15 protein-coding genes are annotated in these 18,156 nt (G+C 73.5%); 6 read left to right on the top strand and 9 right to left on the bottom strand.

From position 1 onward, the window contains the following. Positions 1-45: 45 nt before the first annotated feature. From QSK45_RS29550 to QSK45_RS29525, 6 genes are all read right to left on the bottom strand, one after another. Positions 46-1,020 (bottom strand): class I SAM-dependent methyltransferase, encoded by a 975-nt coding sequence (locus QSK45_RS29550; RefSeq protein WP_285561942.1) that lies wholly within the window; start codon positions 1,018-1,020, stop codon positions 46-48. Then, complete coding sequence (locus tag QSK45_RS29545) at positions 999-1,643, bottom strand: cysteine hydrolase family protein (protein WP_285561941.1); 645 nt, start codon at positions 1,641-1,643, stop codon at positions 999-1,001. The genes QSK45_RS29550 and QSK45_RS29545 overlap by 22 nt, the downstream gene beginning before the upstream one ends. Further along, complete coding sequence (locus QSK45_RS29540) at positions 1,640-2,740, bottom strand: isocitrate/isopropylmalate family dehydrogenase (RefSeq protein ID WP_285561940.1); 1,101 nt, start codon at positions 2,738-2,740, stop codon at positions 1,640-1,642. Before QSK45_RS29540 ends, QSK45_RS29545 begins: the two co-directional genes overlap by 4 nt. Beyond that, the gene (locus QSK45_RS29535) at positions 2,737-3,273 is read right to left on the bottom strand and encodes an EF-hand domain-containing protein (RefSeq protein WP_285561939.1); all 537 of its coding nucleotides are present in this window, start codon (positions 3,271-3,273) and stop codon (positions 2,737-2,739) included. Before QSK45_RS29535 ends, QSK45_RS29540 begins: the two co-directional genes overlap by 4 nt. 233 nt (positions 3,274-3,506) lie before the next feature. After that, positions 3,507-3,857, bottom strand: a complete 351-nt coding sequence (locus QSK45_RS29530) for a hypothetical protein (protein WP_285561938.1) — start codon at positions 3,855-3,857, stop codon at positions 3,507-3,509. A 44-nt stretch (positions 3,858-3,901) separates the two neighbouring features. Next, entirely contained in the window at positions 3,902-4,810 is a 909-nt protein-coding gene (locus tag QSK45_RS29525; protein ID WP_285561937.1) for a GNAT family N-acetyltransferase, read from the bottom strand. A gap of 271 nt (positions 4,811-5,081) precedes the next feature. Between QSK45_RS29525 and QSK45_RS29520 the strand changes: the two genes are divergently transcribed. Further along, entirely contained in the window at positions 5,082-6,194 is a 1,113-nt protein-coding gene (locus tag QSK45_RS29520; RefSeq protein WP_490993634.1) for a PP2C family protein-serine/threonine phosphatase, read from the top strand. Between the two features lie 33 nt (positions 6,195-6,227). On the opposite strand, the gene QSK45_RS29515 is transcribed toward QSK45_RS29520, so the two are convergent. Next, positions 6,228-6,668 (bottom strand): Lrp/AsnC family transcriptional regulator, encoded by a 441-nt coding sequence (locus tag QSK45_RS29515; RefSeq protein WP_285561935.1) that lies wholly within the window; start codon positions 6,666-6,668, stop codon positions 6,228-6,230. A 1,075-nt stretch (positions 6,669-7,743) separates the two neighbouring features. Here QSK45_RS29515 and QSK45_RS29510 point away from each other — a divergent pair. Continuing rightward, entirely contained in the window at positions 7,744-8,223 is a 480-nt protein-coding gene (locus tag QSK45_RS29510; protein ID WP_285561934.1) for a hypothetical protein, read from the top strand. 576 nt (positions 8,224-8,799) lie between these two features. Here the strand turns inward: QSK45_RS29510 and QSK45_RS29505 are convergent. After that, positions 8,800-10,341, bottom strand: a complete 1,542-nt coding sequence (locus QSK45_RS29505) for a helix-turn-helix domain-containing protein (RefSeq protein ID WP_285561933.1) — start codon at positions 10,339-10,341, stop codon at positions 8,800-8,802. Positions 10,342-10,699: 358 nt separating this feature from the next. Between QSK45_RS29505 and QSK45_RS29500 the strand changes: the two genes are divergently transcribed. The 3 genes from QSK45_RS29500 to QSK45_RS29490 all read left to right on the top strand — a co-directional run bounded on the left by QSK45_RS29500 (position 10,700) and on the right by QSK45_RS29490 (position 13,633). Further along, complete coding sequence (locus tag QSK45_RS29500) at positions 10,700-11,320, top strand: L-threonylcarbamoyladenylate synthase (RefSeq protein WP_285561932.1); 621 nt, start codon at positions 10,700-10,702, stop codon at positions 11,318-11,320. Positions 11,321-11,483: 163 nt separating this feature from the next. Beyond that, on the top strand, positions 11,484-12,248 hold the full coding sequence (locus QSK45_RS29495) for a dienelactone hydrolase family protein (protein ID WP_285561931.1): 765 nt from the start codon (positions 11,484-11,486) through the stop codon (positions 12,246-12,248). 185 nt (positions 12,249-12,433) lie between these two features. Beyond that, positions 12,434-13,633: a glycoside hydrolase family 64 protein gene (locus QSK45_RS29490; RefSeq protein ID WP_395482112.1), complete on the top strand. Its 1,200-nt coding sequence runs from the start codon at positions 12,434-12,436 to the stop codon at positions 13,631-13,633. A 65-nt stretch (positions 13,634-13,698) separates the two neighbouring features. Here the strand turns inward: QSK45_RS29490 and QSK45_RS29485 are convergent, their stop codons facing one another. Then, a complete protein-coding gene (locus QSK45_RS29485; RefSeq protein ID WP_490993633.1) occupies positions 13,699-16,134 on the bottom strand; it encodes a M4 family metallopeptidase in 2,436 nt (811 codons plus the stop codon). 1,039 nt (positions 16,135-17,173) lie between these two features. On the opposite strand from QSK45_RS29485, the gene QSK45_RS29480 reads away from it, so the two are divergent. Then, positions 17,174-18,154, top strand: a complete 981-nt coding sequence (locus QSK45_RS29480; RefSeq protein ID WP_285561930.1) for an alpha/beta fold hydrolase — start codon at positions 17,174-17,176, stop codon at positions 18,152-18,154. The last annotated feature ends 2 nt before the right edge of the window (positions 18,155-18,156 follow it).

Raw genomic sequence — 18,156 nt, 5'->3', positions numbered from 1 at the left:
CCCCGGTCCGGCCCGTCGGGGCAGAGGCGGGCCGGGCCGGGGAGGCTACGGGACAGGGGGCTTACCGGGCCCGCTCACGTCCGAAGCCGGTGCCACCGGCCGAGGCGGCGGGACCGGCCCCCGCGCATCCCTCGACGCCGCCGCGAAGATCCAGCGGTTGGCCGCCAGGGCGTCGTTCGGTTCGGGGAGGGGACCGCGGCCGTGGCGGCGGGTGAAGTCGTAGGGGGTGCGGGTCGTCACCGTCCAGCCGTGGGAGGTGAGGTCCGCGGCCGAGTCGGGGCGGGGCCCGGTGGCGAAGAGGGCGAGGAGGTCGACGCCGAGGCGCCGGCGGGCGGCGGTGTAGACGGGGCCGGACCGGACCCGGGGGGACTCGACGAGGTCCTTGATCTCGTAGGCCAGGGTGCTGTCCGCCGCGCTGAGCCGGTCGACCGTCGCGACGAGGCGCCGTTCGGCCGGCGCGGGCAGGTAGAGCAGCAGGCCCTCGGCCAGCCACGCGGTGGGCGCGGCGGCGTCGAAGCCCGCGGACACCAGCGCGTCGGCCCAGTCGTCGCGCAGGTCGGCCGCGAGGGTCCGGCGCTCGGCCACCGGGGTGGCCCGGAGCCGGTCGAGGACCGTCTGTTTGAAGGCCAGCACCGCCGCCGTGTCCACCTCGTACACCACACATCCCTGCGGCCAGTCGAGCCGGTAGGCCCGGCAGTCCAGGCCCGCGCCCAGCAGCACCACCTGGCGGGCGCCCAGGTGCGCCGAGCGGAGCAGGTGGTCGTCCAGGACGCGGGTGCGCAGGGCGAAGTACCGGCCGAGCCTTCCCCACAGCGGGTCGGCGTCCCCGCCGGGCACCTGCGCCGGGCGGACGGGCCAGCCCGCCGACGCCGACGCCGCGCGCACGAAGTGCTCGGCGAACGGGTCGCGGGCCAGCGCGTCGGGCCGATGCGTCTCGATCGCGCGGGCCGCGGCCACCAGCAGGGCCGTGCGGCCCACCCCCCGCGCCACCCCGTCGGTCAGCCCGGCGGCCGTGCGCACGGCACCTCCTCGGGCCGCGCGGTGGGCGCCGTCCAGGCCGCCGGGTCGGCCGCGGTCGTGGTCCGGGCGCCGTACACCACGCGCATGAACCGCAGGACGTCGTCGTACGGCAGATGCAGGGCGGCGGTGCAGTCCGTCAGGACGGTCACCTGGAAGCCCTTCTGGAACGCCGTGCGGGCGGTGGTGTCCACGCACACGTCCGCGTACACCCCGGCGAGGACCAGGTGTCCGACGCCGCGCGCGCCGAGATGCTCCTCGAAGCCCTCGCCGAGGAACGCGTCGAAGCGGGCGCGCTTGGTGAAGACGCGCTCGCCCGGCGCCGGGGCGACCCGGTGGAACTCGGCGCCCCAGGAGCCCTCCAGACACTTCGGCCGCTTGCCGAGGGCACGGTCCCGCAACCGCCAGGCGGCGCCCTGGTGTTCGGGGTCGCCGGTGAACCGTACGAAGATCACCTCCACGTCGCGTGCCCGTGCCGCGGCCACCGCCCGGACGGTGCCGGCGACGGCCGCGTCCAGGACGGTGGGGTCGCCGCCGAAGCGGTTCAGGGCCGCCGGACCGGTGCAGAAGTCGTTCTGCACGTCCACGACGACCAGGGCCGTCCGCTCGCCCGCCGCCGCACTCATGACCCGCCGGCCAGGGCGGCGTCCGCCGGTGTCCCGTCGGCCCCGGGCGCGTCGAGGACGCCGAGCAGGGCGTCGGCCACGGCGGTGGTGGAGTGCCGTCCGCCGAGGTCGGGCGTGGATATGCCCCGCTCGTCCAGGATGCGCAGCGTCTTCTCCACGGCCTCCACCGCACCCGCGCACCCGGCGTGCCGTTCCGCGACGCGTGCGGCCGCGCGGATCGTCGCCACCGGGTTGACGAGGTCCCGTCCGGCGAGGTCGTCGGCGGAGCCGTGCACCGTCTGGTACTCGGTGAGACCCGCCAGCGCGGGGTCGAGGAAGACGTTCTCGGCGCAGCGGTTCTCCTGCCGGTCGGAGCCGAACCGGTCGAGCAGCAGCACGTGCATGATGTCGGCCCATTCGTTCCCGGCGATCAGCAGCGTGCGGTCGGGCAGGCCGTGGGTGACGAGGTCGCGGTTGACCGTGTCGGGCTGGAAGAGGCCGATCTCCACGCCGAGTCGGGCCGCGAGGTCGGCCACCCAGGCGTCGAGCGCGCCGTCCAGCAGGTGGAACTTGTACGCCATGACGACGCGGCCGATCCGCCCGTCCGGCCACTCCTGCCGGGCCCGCCGCAGGGCGTAGCGGACCACGGCCTCGGTGGTCTCCCGGCCGAAGGTCATGGTGCGGGTGACCTCGCCGGGCGTGTGCCGGTTCTCGCCCGTGTAGAAGCCCTGGGCCTGGTCCCGCACCAGCAGCAGGGAGCGTCCGTCGGCGCCCAGCAGGTCCACCTTGACGGCACGCAGCCGCTCGCGGACGAGGTACAGCGACTGTGCGTTGACGGCCGTACGGAAGACCGCCGTCGTGCCCCGCTCGGCGTGGGCGCGGCAGAACCGCTCGTAGTGGTCGGCGTCCGCGGCGGTCAGCTCGCGGATCCGGGCGATGTCCCGTTCGGCGCGCAGCGATGCGTAGGAGTGGTAGAGCCGTGGGGATCGCTCGACCGTCACACCGGGGTGGCCGGTGGTCAGCGCGCCGAGCACCCGCTCGAAGACGTCGGCGAGTTCGGGTCCGGTGCCCCGGCCCACGGCCAGTCCGACGACGGGGGCGTCTGGCTCGTGGGTCACCGGGTGGCGCCCGTGGTGAGGTGGTCGCCGGGGATGCCGGACTTCTCGGGGCGGTAGTAGTCGCGGATGCCGTCCGCCCACGTCACCACGGGGACGCGGTCGCCGTGGACCGGCTCGAAGGCGTCGAACAGGGCCTCGATGTTGGGGCGTCGGAACCCGATGGCCGTCATCAGGGCGACGAAGTGGGGGCGCTCGACATAGCCGTCGCCGTCCGGGTCGCCCAGCGCGGCGAGGGCCTCGGCGAACTCGTCGACGGTGGCGTCGAATCGCCGGGGGTCGAGCACGATGGCGTTGAACTCCTCCGGGCTGACCTGCCCGTCGCCGTCGGCGTCCAGCTCGGATCGCAGGGTGTCCCAGTAGCCCTGGAACGCCTTGAGCATCCTGTGCTTCGCGCTGTCCCCGGCCTCGGGTACGGCCTCCACCACCCGCCTTCCCATCAGCTCGAAGTCCCCGGGGTCCAGCACGCCGTTGCCGTTGGCGTCGAACAGGGAGAAGACGAGCTCGACACGGTTGTTCGCCTCGGTGGTGGCCATGGTGTGTTTCCCCTCCGGTCACGCGGGTCGCCAGAACACCACCGGGTCCCGGGCCCGGCGGCGGCTCCACTATCGGCTCGCCGCCCGCACCGGGAGAGGAAAAGGCGGCGAGGTGCCCCCGAAGGGGGGAATTCCTCCACCGGAGGCATGAAGCCCCCCGATCCTGGAAAGCACCGCACGCCGGGACGCCGTCCCGCCCCCGGGCACCGGGAACACGGCCGCCCCGGCGCGGCTCAGCCGGTGGGCCGCGTGGAGCCGTCCTCCTCGAACGGCTCGTCGCTCCACCGGAACCACGCCCGGTCCGCCTCGATGTGCAGCAGGAACTCGGGGACCGGTCCGCCGGGTGCCGTGAGGGTGACCCGGCGTCGTATCTCGTCGTACACGCCCTCCCATTCCTCCCGGCACTCCTCGTCGTCCCAGTCCGTCAGGGCGAGTTCTCGGGCGAACAGACCGCGTACGGCGGCGAAGCCGGGGGCGGGGGTGAAGACACCGGACAGCCAGGGGAAGTCCGCGTCGTCGATCGCGATCGCGCCGACCGGGTCCTCCCCCGCACGCACCCACCACACCTGACCGATGAACCCCATGGCCCCTCCCCCGCTTCGCGACCGATCACCGCGTCGTCAGCATGTCACCCGGCACCGACAACGCCCTCGGCCCGGAAGTTCAGCCGCTCCCGCACGACCGGATACCCCGCCGCGGTGAAGTGCGCGGCCATCGGGAGGTTGGACTGGTCGGTGGCCGCGGCGATGAACCCGGCGCCCTCGCCGGACAGGAAGTGGGTGCACTCGGCGAGGAGGTCGTAGGCGTAGCCGTGGCCCCGGTGCTCGGGGACGACGCCGATGAAGCCGACGCAGGGGCCCGAGGGGTTGCGGGCGGGGATGTGGATGCCGACCGGGTCGCCGGCGCGGGTGCGGGCGATCCGCCACCAGGAGCGCGGCGACGGCATCCAGTGGAAGACGTCCATCTCCTCCTGGGCGGCCTGCTCGACCCCGCCCTCCGCGATGGCCCGGCGGGCGTGCGCGTCGAGGGTGTCGGAGTGGATGCGGCGCAGGAGGCCGAGGAAGACCGCGTCGTCCGGCTCCGGGGTGAAGACGAGGCGGCCGGGGCGTTCGGGCAGGCCGTGCTCCGGGGTCCAGCGGTAGATGAAGCGCTCCACCAGCGGCGTGTAGCCCGCCATGCGCGCGGCAGCGGCGCGGACCTCGGCGGCGGCCCGCAGCCCAGGGTCGTCGCGCCAGCCGGCGGGCATGTCCAGTTCGAGTTCGTCGGGACGCCAGGGCGCGGTCCGCAGGAGTTCGGCGCCGGCCGCCTCCTCGCCCTCGGCGACGTCCAGCCAGTTGATCAGCAGCGGCTCGGAGTCCTCGGGGCGGCCCCACCAGGCGGCGCGGGCCACGGTACGGCCGTCGCGCAGGGCGACGCGCTGCCACTCGGGGCGGAAGGTGACCCGCCGGTACCGCTCGGCGAAGGCCAGCGGGTCGGGCATGGTGTCGAACAGGTGCGCACTGCTCGCGTCGAGCGTGCGCATGACCGGATCGGTCAAGGAATCCTCCGGGATACGTGCCGCGAACGACCTCGCGGCGGGACGCGCTCCCGGTCAGGCCTGGCACACCCGGGCGACGGGGGAGGGGGAGCGCATGATGACTGCGGCCATGACACTCGCCTCCTTCGTCCGTCTCGGGTGTGCGGCCACACGCTAGCCCGGCCGCCGAACCGGCGTCCACCGCTTTTCCGTGCCGTCCCGGGGAGCACCGCCGGGACGGCACGGACGCGACCGACGGGCCCTCCTCCAGGCCGCGGCGTAGCGTGGGCATGTGCGATCGGTGCGCGAATGGTCGTCGCGTGGGAGCCAGGAGGATCGCGGCTGGTTGCGGGGCGCGCCGCCGCCGTGGTGGATCCGGCTGCTGCCGGTGCTGCTGCTGGTCGCGGTGACCGCGGCGGCGACCATCACGCCCCACGCGAGCGACCTGGGTTTCCTGCTGGGCGCGATCCCCCCACTGGCCGTCCTGTCGTACGGCCCCCTCGTCACCGCCCTGCTCGGCTCCCTGGTGGTCGTGGCCCTGAACGTGCCCGGGACCCATCTGAACCGGCCCGGCAACACCGACCTGCTCACCATCGCCTTCGTCGCCCTGCTCAGTGTGTTCGTGGCGTTCGTGCGCAGTCGCCGCGACGCCCAGCTCCAGGTGGAGCGTGCGATCGGCGAGGCCGTGCAGCAGGCGGTGATGCCGCCGCTCCCCGACCGGGTCGGGCGCGTCGGCTGCGCGGGCTTCTACCGGGCGGCCGAGAACGGCACGCTGGTGGGCGGGGACTTCTTCGACGTGCGCGAGGGGCCGTCCGGCGTGCGGGCGGTGATGGGCGACGTGCGCGGGCACGGGCTGGCGGCGGTCGCGACCGTGGTGTCCCTGCTGGGCGCGTTCCGGGAGGCGGTCCTGGACCAGCAGGACCTGGAGTCGGTGGCGGCCCGGATGGGCCGCCGCCTGGAGGTGGACGCGGCGGCCCGTCCGGACGGGGAGCTGTTCGCGACGGCGGTGCTGGTGGAGTTCCCGGCCGACGCGCGCACGATGCGGGTGGTGGCCTGCGGTCACCCGGCGCCGGTCCTGCTGCGCGAGGGCGAGGCGCGGGAGATCACCGTGACGCCGGGCACCCCGCTGGGGATCGGCCTGGTCGGGGTCGATCCGCCGAAGGAGGTCACGGTGCCGCTGGAGCCGGGCGACCGGCTGCTGCTGGCCTCCGACGGCGTCTGGGAGGCACGGGACCGCTCCGGGGTCTTCTACCCGCTGCCGGACCGGCTGGCCGCCCTCGCGGGCGTCCGGGGCGGCGAGCTGCCCACCGCCGTGTGGGCCGACCTCGCCCGGCTGGGGTACGAGGTCCACGACGACGCGACAATGCTGGTCCTGGCACCGGATCCGGGCCACCCGCCCGCCTGACTCCGGGTCGGCGCACGTCCCGCGAGGAGCCGGTCAGCCCACGTCCCACAGGAAGCGGTGGGTGTGGATGCCGAAGTACGGGAAGGACCGGATCTCGCGGACGCCCTCGATCGGGCGGACCACGTCGTTGACGAAGTCCAGCAGGGCCTTCGGGCCGGACGCCACCACCTCGGCGAACAGGTCGAACCCGCCCGAGGTGAGCACCGCGTACACGACCTCGGGCCGCTCGGCGAGGGCGTCGGCGACGGCGCGCGGGTCGCCGTCCACGCCGATCCCGAGCAGGGCCATGGCCTGGCCGCCCATCGCCATCGGATCGGTGACGCCGACCACCTGGACGGCCCGGGAGTCCAGCAGCCGCTGGAGCCGCTGCCGGGCCGCCGAGGCGGACAGGCCCACCTTGGGTCCGAGGTCGGCGTAGGCGATACGGCCGTCGGTCTGCAACTCGCGCAGGATGGCCCGGTCGATGTCGTCCATGGCGGACATCATCCCCCTCCGCTCGTCCTGCCCTGGAACGGGGTGGACAGGATGCCCGGTCGGCGCGCTGGGCGCGGGACGTCCTCCGGCCGGGGTCGGCGGCCGGCTGGGGCCCGTCGATCGCGGCGGTGGCGTCCGGACGGGCGGAGGGAGCGGGTACCTGGGAAAGGAGGAGCCACCCCGGGAAGGGCGCGGGGCAGTTCCGACACGCGGCCGCCGCCGCGCGACCGCGAGCGACCAGACCCGGTACCGGCACGCGGCACGGGTGCCGGTGCGCGGCACGGGTGCGAGTGCGCGGCACGGGTGCGAGTGCGCGGCACGGGTGCGAGTACCGGCGCGTGCACGGGTGCCGGTGCGGTGAAGCGGTGCTCGGTGCGCGCGCCGAGCAGGCTCGCCGACCGGGGCGGTCATGCGCCTCGGAGCCGCCGCAGCGCCCGGCCCCAAGCGTTCGCACGGCCGGGATCCGCGCGAACGCCTCGTCGGTGAGCACGCGTTCGAGCCCCGCACGGGTGGCCGCGCCCGACAGCGCGTCGCCTGCGAGGGTGCGGGCTCCAGCGGGTCGGCTCGGCGCCGGCCCGCTCGGCGACCTCCTGGGCGGCATCGCGTGGCCGCGCCGGGTTCCGCGAAGCGCCGGCCGTCTTCTTCGTCCATGCCTTCGCCCCCCGAAGGGGTGGTCGGCCCCGGCGTACGCGGCGCGTGAGCGCGGGTCGCGACGCTCGGCCTCGGCGCTCTCCGGTGACCACGAGGGTGCGCGGACGGGTGCGGTCCATGGAAAACCTCGCCGGAGTCAGGCGACGGAACGAGGTGACACCACGGCCGGAACAGCGGCCATCCCGAAAACAAGCGCGTGAAGCGATCGCCACAGAACTCGAATCGTCCGCCTCCGCTTCCTTCGACCCTCGGAAGAGTGACGCGCCCCCCTTTGGCCGACTGCCGAACCGGCACGCGGATTTCGAACGCGTCGACATAAACGCCATGCCGCGCCACCCCTTCCGCCGCATAGAAATATCTACGAGCATGCATATGCCGGGTTGCTGTGCGGACGCACCGAGTGCCCGAGAACGCGGAGCAGTGCATGACGAACACGATGTGGATGCGGGGCGTGGAATGGCTGGCGGCATCGGCGGCGGATCCGCGCGCCTGCAAGTGGGAGTGGGACCACGGGGAGGGGGTCGCGCTGCTGGAGGCGGGCCGCTTCTGGGACATGCTCAGCGTCCCCGAGCGGCTCGGCATGCTCACCCTTGACCTGCTCTGGCGGCCCGCGCTGCCGGTGCCGGGCCCGACCCTGGTGGACCTCACGGCGCGCCGGGTCGGCTTCTTCCTGCCGCCCGACCCCGCCGGGGGCTGGGTGGGCGCGGGGCTGCGCTACGCGACCCGGGGCTCCTGGGTCGCCGTGCCGCCGCCCTACCGGCCCGCCCGCTCCCTGGAGTGGCTGGTGCCGCCCGACGGCACCGGCACCCTGCACTCCCCCGGAACCCTGGAGGACGCGTTGCAGCAGGCCAACGGCACCCTGGCGGTCCTCGCCCCACCACCGCGCGGGCCCCGGGAGCCGTGACGGCTCGTCCGGTACGGCGCCTCAGGACCGCCCGGACCCTGACCGGGTGCGCAGAGCGAGGCTCGCGAGGTCGGCGAGACCGGCGAGGGAGGTCCAGGGCACCTCGGGGTCGGTGGGCACGGTCCGGCCCTGCGCCCGCCATTCGGCGACGAGCCGGTCGTAGACGGGCTCCCGGGTCCGCGACGCCCGGCCCCCCCTCGACGCGCTCCATCCGATCCCCCCACGGCATCCGGTCCTCCAAGCGGCTCCTGCCGGGGCAACGTTCCGCGCCTGCCGGCGGTACGCCCGGCACGGTGGGCTCACCGGGTCGGGTGACGGCATCGCTCGAACGGGGCCTTCCGCCCGTCGGAAAAACATCCCGCGCGGAAGGGGCGAACACGGACGGGCGGGCGCGGGACAGGCGGGCGCGGGACGGGCGGGCGGGCGCGAGGGCGGCGCGGCGGGAATCACACGCCGGAAAAGACGCGCGGGGCCCCGACCGGCCCCCCGTCCCGGTCGTGCCCCGCTGGAAGTGAACTTACGTGCGAGGCGCGGTCCGTACCAGCGCACCGGTGCCCGGCACGACGCGCGTAGCACTCACCGGTGCACAACCGCGTCCGCTTGGTCCGGGTTCGCCGGGTCGAGGGCGGGGACCGGGAGTTCACCGGTGACGAGATGGGCGAGGACGACCTCGTACAGATCGGTGCCCCCCGACAGCAGCCGGCGCTCCAGGACGGGTTCGGCGGCCCGCACATGCTCCCGTACGGTCTGGGCGTGCACGCCCCGCGCCTCGGCGGCCGGCCCGGCGTTCGCGTCGGCCGCCAGCCAGGCGCGCAGGGTGCCGCGCAGGTCCCGGCCGTCGGCGTCGAGGCGCCGGAGCAGGCCCTGCGCCCAGCCGCGCAGCGCGTCGCCGCCGAGCAGGTCCGCGAACCTCACCGGCGCGGCGGGGGCGTTGCCCTCGGGGTCGTACGGGCCGTGCGCCGCCTCGGTGTTGAGCGCGATGTGCGCCACCGCGCGGACGGCCAGGGCGGAGAAGTCGGCGCCGAGCAGCGTGGCGACCCGGTCCATGCGGGCGCGCACGGTGTTGCGGCTGACGCCGAGCACCTTCGCCGTGCTCACCGCGGTGAACTCCAGACCCAGCCGGGTGGTGGCGAGGAGTTCGGCGCGCACGTGGTAAGGCAGCGTGTCCAGCGGGCGCAGCAGGGCGGCCGACCACGCGTGCAGCGCGGCCGGGTCCATCAGGCGGGCGGGTCGGGTGCGTTCGGCGTACACGGCGGCGCGCTCCGGGCTGAAGCGGGCCACGGCGAGCGCGGTGACGGCCTGTCCGTAGGCGGTGGCGGTCAGGGCGAGACGCTGGCGGGGGCTGCCGCCGAGATAGGTGCCGGGCCGGACGGCGATCAGGGCGCGCAGCCGCTCCTCCACCTCGTTGGCCGGGCCGAGGACGATGACGTGTTCGTCCACCGCGGGGCAGCGCACCACGAGCGCGCCGCCGCTGGTGGCCGCCCCGCAGTCCTCGGCGAGGCGGTCGCGTTCGCCGACGCTGCCCTCGATGACGTACACGCGGGCCGTGTCGCTCTCCAGCAGCCCCGGCCACAGTCCCGCGGCGACCCGGCGGGCGGAGACGGTGTCCTCCACCATCAGCAGTTGCAGGATGGCCAGGCGCAGGTCGGCGGTGGCCCGCCGCAGCCGGTGGTCGGCGTGCGCCAACTCGCGTTCGCGCAGGAGGAGTTCGAGCACACCCGCAGCATGACCGAGGATCTCGGTGGTGTGCCGGTCGAAGGGTTCGGGACGGGCCACGGCCAGGACGGCCGAGGCGGCCGGGTCCGGTCCGGGATGCCGTATCCCGACCAGGCGCACGTGCCGGGTGCCGTCCTCCAACGCGGCGGCGGAGACCCGTCCGCCGGCCACCTCGGCGACGACGGTGGCGTCCAGCGCCAGCCGTTCCCCGGCTTCGGCGAGGAGGCCGCCGCGCGCGTCCTGGAGCCGTACCGACGCGCCGGTGCTCCGGGCGAGCCAGGCGACCAGCCGGTTCACGTCGCGTGCCGCGGGGCGCAGCTGGTCGAGCAGCTCGCGCGCCCAGGCGCCCTCGGTCCAGTACGACGGCCGGGACACCGGCTCCTCCTCCACTCGGCGGGCCACGCGTCCCTCTCCTGTCATCCATGTCGGCTCGGTGTTCAGCGGGACGTTACCCGACAGCCGGCCTCCCCGCCCCATCCGGCCGGGCATGGCTCCACCGGCGGCCCGGGGGGGGTGGGGCCACCGGCGGAGGCAACGCCTCCGGGACCGGGGGTGGGCTCCGGACGGCTCAGGGTCCGGGTGCCCGGGAATCCCGGGGATACACCCGGGTGCTCCCGGGGGACCTCCGGAGTCCGGGCGTCCGCACGAGGGCCCGTTCGGGTGGGAGCGAGGGGCCGCACGGGCGGACCGGCGGGCCCGTGCGCGACAGGCGGCGTCCTCACTGCCCGCGTCGTCCCCGCGTACGGCATAAGCTCGGTGGATGGCGAAGTACTTCGACGTGCACCCCGAGAACCCGCAGGCACGCAGCATCGCGCAGATCGCCGACGCGGTGCGGTCGGGGGCGCTCATCGCATACCCGACCGACTCCTGCTACGCGCTGGGCTGCCGTCTGGGCAGCCGGGACGGCGTGGACCGGATCCGTGCCATCCGCCAGCTCGACGACCGGCACCACTTCACGCTGATGTGCCGGGACTTCGCTCAGCTCGGGCAGTTCGTGCGGGTGGACAACGACGTGTTCCGGGCCGTCAAGGCGTCGACGCCCGGCAGCTACACCTTCATCCTCCCGGCCACCCGCGAGGTCCCGCGCAAGCTGATGCACCCGAAGAAGAAGACCGTGGGCGTGCGCATCCCGGACCACGTGGCCACCCAGGCGCTGCTGGCCGAGCTGGGCGAGCCGCTGCTGTCCAGCACGCTGCTGCTGCCGGGCGAGGAGGAGCCGCTGACCCAGGGCTGGGAGATCAAGGACCGCCTCGACCACGTGGTGGACGTGGTGGTCGACTCCGGGGACTGCGGCACCGAGCCGACCACGGTGGTCGACTTCTCCGGCGGCGAGGCGGAGATCGTCCGGTACGGCGCCGGGGACGCCTCGCGCTTCGAGTGAGGGCGGGGGCACCCCGGCGGGACCGGTCGCGAGGGCGTGGATCTTGCGTGGCAGCATGAGAGCCGCCGGACGCACCCCACGCGTCCTCGCGGCACACCGGCGCACCCGCGGCCCGGCGGGGCACCCGCCGGCCGCCGTCCCTTCCCCAGGAGGACCTGTCACCATGACCGACGTACAGGGCACATCCGTCGACATCACCACCGCGGACGGCACCGCCGACGCCTACCTCGCCCGTCCCGCGGACGGCGAGCCGCATCCGGGCGTGCTGCTCTACCAGGACGCGTACGGCCTGCGCCCCCAGCTGAGGTCGATGGCCGACCGGCTGGCGGCCGCCGGGTACACGGTCCTGCTGCCCAACGTCTTCTACCGGCACGGCGGCAAGCCGTTCGGTGAGCTGCCGGAGTTCATCGACCCGTCGGCCGACCCGACCATCTGGCAGCGCATCCGCCCGGTGATGGACTCGCTCACCCCCGAGCAGTCCCGGCGGGACGCGGACGCCTATCTGGGCTTCCTCGCGGACAACCCGTTCGTCGCCGACGGCCCGGTCGCGGTGACCGGTTACTGCATGGGCGCCCGGCTCGCCCTGCGCACGGCGGCCACGCATCCCGACCGGGTGGCCGCGGCGGCCGGCTTCCACGGCGGCAGGCTGGTCACCGACGCCCCGGACAGCCCGCACCGCGGCGTCGGGAACGTCACCGCGGAGGTGTACCTCGGCTTCGCGGACCAGGACGCCTCCATGCCCGCGGAGCAGATCCGGGAGCTGGAGCAGGCACTGGACGCGGCCGGGGTGCGGTACACGTCCGAGGTGTACCCGGGCGCGCGGCACGGCTACACGCAGGCCGACACCCCCGCCTACGACCGGCAGGCCGACGAGCGCCACTGGTCGGCCCTGCTGGCCCTGCTCGACCGCGCCTTCCGGACCTCCTGAACCGTCCGGCACCGGTCCACGGCGCCCGCCCCGCGGCGGGCGCCGGGCGGGCACGGTGAACCGGAAGTCCCGCCCCACTCGTTGACACGGGCACGACGACGGCACCACGCTGAGAGCGCTCTCACGCAGGTACGGACCAAGGATGAGGGGTCCGTACGACCCCGACCCCCACACGGAGGTGGAGAGTGCCGCACACCCCGGCCCACCGCGCACTGCCGTTGGCCGCCGCCACCGCCCTCGTCGGCGGAGCGCTCGTCCTCGGCGTCCCCGGACGCGCCACGGCGGCCGTGCCGGACACCATCGCGCTGACCGTCACCAACGACTCGGGCCGCTCCGAGCCCGTCTACCTCTACGACCTCGGCACCCAGCTGTCCACCGGGCAGCAGGGCTGGGCCGACGCCAACGGCGCCTTCCACGCCTGGCCCGCGGGCGGGAATCCCCCGACTCCCGCGCCGGACGCGGCGATTCCCGGTCCGGCCGCCGGGCAGTCGACCACGATCCGCATCCCGAAGTTCTCCGGCCGGATCTACTTCTCCTACGGCCAGAAGCTCGTCTTCAAGCTCACCACCGGCGGGCTCGTCCAGCCGGCCGTGCAGAACCCGACGGACCCGAACCACGACATCCTCTTCAACTGGTCCGAGTACACGCTGAACGACGCGGGGCTGTGGCTCAACAGCACCCAGGTGGACATGTTCTCGGCGCCGTACTCCGTCGGGGTGCGCCGCGCGGACGGGAGCGTCAGCACCACCGGGCAGCTGGGGCAAGGGGGCTGGTCGGGATTCTTCGGCGCCCTGCGGGCCCAGCCGGGCGGCTGGTCCGGGCTGGTCCAGACGCGCGCGGACGGCACCGTGCTGCGCGCGCTGTCGCCGCTGTACGGCGTGGAGACCGGCGTGCTGCCCGCGAACGTGATGGACGACTACGTGAACCGGGTCTGGCAGAAGTACACGACGTCGACGCTGACCGTCACGCCGTTCGCCGACCAGCCCGGCAAGAAGTTCTACGGCCGGGTCTCCGGGAGCGTCATGAACTTCACCGACTCCTCCGGCGCGGTCGTCACCAGCTTCCAGAAGCCGGACGCGGACAGCGTGTTCGGCTGCCACAAGCTCCTGGACGCGCCCAACGACGCGGTGCGCGGGCCCGTCTCCCGGACGCTGTGCGCCGGCTTCAACCGCTCGACGCTGCTGGTGAGTTCGCAGGCGCCCGACAACACGCCGGGTGACTTCTACCAGGACGCGGTGACCAACCAGTACGCGCGGGCGGTGCACGCACGGATGGCGGACGGCAAGGCCTACGCGTTCGCCTTCGACGACGTCGGCAACCAGGAGTCGCTGGTCGAGGACGGCGATCCGCAGCAGGCGTACCTGACGCTCGGTCCGCTGAGCTGACGACGTGCGAGGGTCCCGCTCCCCGGCCGGGGAGCGGGACCCTCGTGTTCAGGTCGTGCGGGTGATCAGCTGGTGGTCAGGGACGTGTCGTCCACGACGAAGCTGGTCTGGAGCGAGGAGTCCTCGACACCGTTGAACTTCAGGGTGACCGTCTGGCCCGCCAGCGAGGACAGGTCGAAGGTCTTCAGGACGTAGCCCGTGCCCGCGTTCAGGTTCGAGTACGAGCCCAGGGTGGTCGAACCGGCGGTGACCGTCAGCTTGTCGTACGCGGTGCTGGTGGTGGTCTCGGCCGTGTCGACGTGCAGGTAGAAGCTCAGGGTCGCCTTGCAGCCCGCGGGGATCGTCACCGACTGGGACAACGTGTCGGTGTGCGAGGTGCCGTAGCCGTCCATCCAGGCGTAGTACGAGCCGCCGTGGGCCGTCTCACCGGTGCCGTTGGTGATGACGCCGCTGGACGCGGTCCAGCCGGTGCTGCCCGACTCGAAGCCCGGGTTGGCCAGCAGCTGGGTCGAGGTGCAGCCGCCACCGCCGCCGCTGGTGCTGACGGTCCAGGAGAAGGTCGCGGTGCCGGTGGCACCCGTGGAGTCCTTCACCGTGACGGTGGTGCTGTAGGTCCCGGCCGCGGAAGGCGTACCGGAGATCACACCGGTGGAGCTGTTGATCGACAGGCCGGTCGGCAGGCCCGAGGCGCTGTAGGTGAGGGCGCCGCTGTTGGTGCTGCTCGCCTGGACCTGGAGGCTGACCGCCGTGCCCACGGTGGAGGACTGGCTGCCCGGGTTGGTGACCGTCACGCCGCTGCTCGGCGGGGTGATGTGGCTGCCCACGTTGATGCCCGCGAAGGCGTTGCCCACGGCCGCGTACTGCGCGGAGTTGGCGCCGTACAGCGCGGAGGCCGCGTTGAGGGCGGCGGTGCGGGCACCGGCGTAGTTGGTGCTGGACGTCATGTACGACGTCAGCGCCTTGTACCAGATCTGGAGGGCGGCGTCCCGGCCGATGCCGGTGACGGCGACGCCGTCGGAGGTCGGGCTGTTGTAGGTGACACCGTTGATGGTCTTGGTGCCGCTGCCCTCGGACAGCAGGTAGAACATGTGGTTCGCCGGACCCGAGGAGTAGTGCACGTCGAGGTTGCCGACGCCCGAGTACCAGCTGTCCGCCGAACCGCCGTCCTTGCTCGGCTTGTCCATGTAGCGCAGCGGGGTGCCGTTGCCGTTGATGTCGATCTTCTCGCCGATGAGGTAGTCACCGGGGTCCGAGCTGTTGTTCGCGTAGAACTCCACGCCCGTGCCGAAGATGTCGGAGGTCGCCTCGTTCAGACCGCCGGACTCGCCGCTGTAGTTCAGGCCCGCGGTGTTGGAGGTGACACCGTGGCTCATCTCGTGGCCGGCCACGTCCAGCGAGGTCAGCGGGTCGTTGTTCCCGGAACCGTCGCCGTAGGTCATGCAGAAGCAGCTGTCGTCCCAGAACGCGTTCACGTAAGCGTTGCCGTAGTGGACGCGGGAGTAGGCGCCGACACCGTCGTTCTTGATGCCGCTGCGCCCGAAGGTGTTCTTGTAGAAGTCCCAGGTCTCCTGCGCGCCGTAGGCGGCGTCCGCGCCGGCGGTGGCGGCGGTGGAGTTGGTGCCGTCGCCCCAGGTGTCGCTGCTCTGCGAGAACAGCGTGCCGGTGCCGGAGGTGCCGTGGTTCAGGTTGTACGTCTTGTGACCGCCGCGCGTGCCGTCGGTCAGGGTGTACGTCGAGCCCGACTGGGTCGTGGTCAGCGAGACCTGGCCGCTGTAGTGGGTGTTGCCGACGCCGGTCTCGATGCCCTGGTACCGGTACAGCTCCTTGCCGGTGGTGGCGTCGGTGATGACGTGCAGCTTGCTCGGCGTGCCGTCGTCCTGGAAGCCGCCGATCACGGTCTCCCAGGCAAGCTTCGGGGTGCCGTTGCCGGCCCAGATCACCTTGCGGGCGCTGTCGGCGGAGGGCTTGGCGGCGTCGAGGGCCTTGGCGGTCTTCAGCGCCTTGCTCTCGGCGGCCGACTTGGCGACGGTCGCGGTGGTGGAGGACACCGCGATCTTGTGCTTGTTGTTGTACGTGGCGCTCACGGTGCCGACCGCCAGCGAGGCGGGCGGGGTGTGCACGATCAGGTCGCCGCCGAGGACGGGCAGGCCGTCGTAGGTGCGCTCGTAACGGGTGTGCAGCGTGCCGTCGGCGTCCTTGACGACGCTCTTGGCGACCAGCTTCTCCTTGGCGCCGAGGCCGAGGCTGCGGGCGGTGTCGGCCGTCTTGGCCTGGGCGCTCTGGATCAGGGCCTTCTGCTGGGCCGGGCTGAGCCTGGCCTCCAGGGCGCCGGTGCGCAGGGGGCTGAGGTGGTGCGCGGCGGGCGCGGCGGTCGCGGGGACCGCCTGCATGCCGACGGCGAGGAAGGCCGCGGTGGAGAGCAGCGCGGCTCCGACCTGCGCCCGCCTGGAGGGACGTCCCTGGGGAAGACGTCCGTGAGAAAGGGATCTGTGGGGTCTCACTCTTACTCCTCCTGCGGAGGCCGCCGGGTCGCGGCCTGTGAGGGACCGGACAGCAGGGTCTGTTGTCCGGTGGGTGGTGCTGTGCGGGGACCGTGATCCGTGTTGCGATCGTGGGGGATCAGCGTGCGCTGGGAGAATGACAGCCTTGACCCGGCCATGTCACCAGCTCGGAGACCAATCGAGGGTTTTCCCTATGACGTCGCTGTGCGCTTCCTCAGCGGCCAATTTACGTTCATGAAACAACGGTTGAGGCCCCTGTGACGCAGGGCGCCGCCCTGGGAAGATCGGTTCCATGGCGACGACGAGGTGCGGGCGGTCTTCGCACGGGCGGGTCGCACGTGCGCACCGCTCGCGCAACACCCGTGCGCGGACGGGGAGTTCGGGATGGACGGACCAACTGGTGGTTCCGGACCCGGTCGTCCGCGCGGACGGTCCGCCCGGTGGCCGAGGTCCTCGCCGACCGAGTCCGGCATGGTACGCGGATCGGACCGGACCACCGTGTTCCCCGGCCGGGCCTCGCGGCCGTCGTGTTCGGGGTGTCGGCACCGGGACGGCGCGTCGGCACCGCCGGCTCCCGCGGATCGGGTCGGCCTCGGCGAACCAGGTCCGCGCCTTCAGCGCGATCGGCACGCTCCGTGCCCTCACCCCTCGGTACGGGCATCCGCCCACATCGCGCGGCACGGTCGCGCCGCTCCGACTCGCCCCGACCGATCAGGCGGGACCGGCCGCCGCCCGTGGCCGGGTGCGGGCGCTCGTGGCGCGGCAGTTCCCCCGGCACCGGATCACGAGCGCGTTCCGGGTGCCGGTGCGGGTGACTGCCGGGAGCGGGAGCTGGTCGGCGTCGTACGTGGCAGGCCGGCGTCGTCTCCTGTCCGGACGGCCGCCGGTACGCGGCCGCCGTCCGCACCGGGTCAGGGCAGCCGGGAGCGGACGCCGCCGCGGTCGGCACGGCGACCGCGCGCCGTCACCTCGTCGCACCGGGAAAGACGTGAGACCACGTCCTTCGACTCACCCCTTGACTGCCCATGAGGAGGGCACGATGACGCACGGCACGCATTTCACGCACCGGCTGGTCCCCGCTCCGGCGGGCCGGATCCATCTCGTGGAGCAGGGCAGCGGGCCGCTGGTCCTGCTCGTCCACGGGTTCCCCGAGTCCTGGTACTCGTGGCGCCACCAGCTGCCGGCCCTCGCGGCGGCGGGATACCGCGCGGTGGCCATCGACGTGCGCGGCTACGGCCGTTCCTCCAAACCGTCCGCGACGGACGCCTACCGGCTGGTCGAACTCGTGGAGGACAACGTCGCGGTGGTGCACGCGCTCGGTGAGGAGTCCGCGGTGGTCGTCGGCCATGACTGGGGCTCGGCCATCGCCTCGGGCTCCGGTCTGCTCAGGCCGGACGTCTTCCGGGCGGTGGGCATGCTCAGCGTGCCGTACACCCCGCGCAGCGAGCCCCGGCCCACCGAGGTGTTCGCCCGTATGGGCGACGGAGAGGACGAGTTCTACATCTCCTACTTCCAGGAGCCGGGCCGCGCCGAGGCCGAGATCGAACCCGATGTACGAGGCTGGCTCGCGGGCTTCTACCGGGCCCTGTCCGCCGAGACCATGCCCGGTCCCGGCGAGCCCGCCCCGTACTTCGTCAGCCCGGACGGCACCCTGCGCGAGCGCTTTCCCGCCGGCCCGTCGCCCGCCTGGCTCGGCGAGGCGGAACTCGATCACTACGCGGAGGAGTTCGAGCGGACCGGCCTGACCGGACCGCTCAACCGCTACCGTGCCATGGACCGCGACTGGGCGGACCTCGCCGATCACAACGGCGCTCCCCTGACGCAGCCGTCCCTGTTCGTCGGCGGAGCCCTGGACGCCACCACGTCCTGGTTGTCCGAGGCCGTCAAGGCGTTCCCCGTCACCCTGCCGGGCCTCGTCTCCTCGCACCTCCTCGACGACTGCGGCCACTGGATCCAGCAGGAGCGCCCCGAGGACACCAACCGCCTGCTCCTCGACTGGCTCGCCGGGCTGCCCGCCTGATA

The organism is Streptomyces hygroscopicus subsp. hygroscopicus (assembly GCF_030269125.1).
Classification (GTDB): Bacteria; Actinomycetota; Actinomycetes; order Streptomycetales; family Streptomycetaceae; genus Streptomyces; species Streptomyces hygroscopicus_C.
This window is presented reverse-complemented; position numbering and strand designations above follow the sequence as displayed.

Bases quoted from the DNA above. Each gene is read 5' to 3' on its own strand.
- QSK45_RS29545 (WP_285561941.1), bottom strand. From the start codon at position 1,643: ATGAGTGCGGCGGCGGGCGAGCGGACGGCCCTGGTCGTCGTGGACGTG.
- QSK45_RS29535 (WP_285561939.1), bottom strand. From the start codon at position 3,273: ATGGCCACCACCGAGGCGAACAACCGTGTCGAGCTCGTCTTCTCCCTG.
- QSK45_RS29530 (WP_285561938.1), bottom strand. From the start codon at position 3,857: ATGGGGTTCATCGGTCAGGTGTGGTGGGTGCGTGCGGGGGAGGACCCG.
- QSK45_RS29515 (WP_285561935.1), bottom strand. From the start codon at position 6,668: ATGGACGACATCGACCGGGCCATCCTGCGCGAGTTGCAGACCGACGGC.
- QSK45_RS29510 (WP_285561934.1), top strand. From the start codon at position 7,744: ATGACGAACACGATGTGGATGCGGGGCGTGGAATGGCTGGCGGCATCG.
- QSK45_RS29500 (WP_285561932.1), top strand. From the start codon at position 10,700: ATGGCGAAGTACTTCGACGTGCACCCCGAGAACCCGCAGGCACGCAGC.
- QSK45_RS29495 (WP_285561931.1), top strand. From the start codon at position 11,484: ATGACCGACGTACAGGGCACATCCGTCGACATCACCACCGCGGACGGC.
- QSK45_RS29480 (WP_285561930.1), top strand. From the start codon at position 17,174: ATGACGCACGGCACGCATTTCACGCACCGGCTGGTCCCCGCTCCGGCG.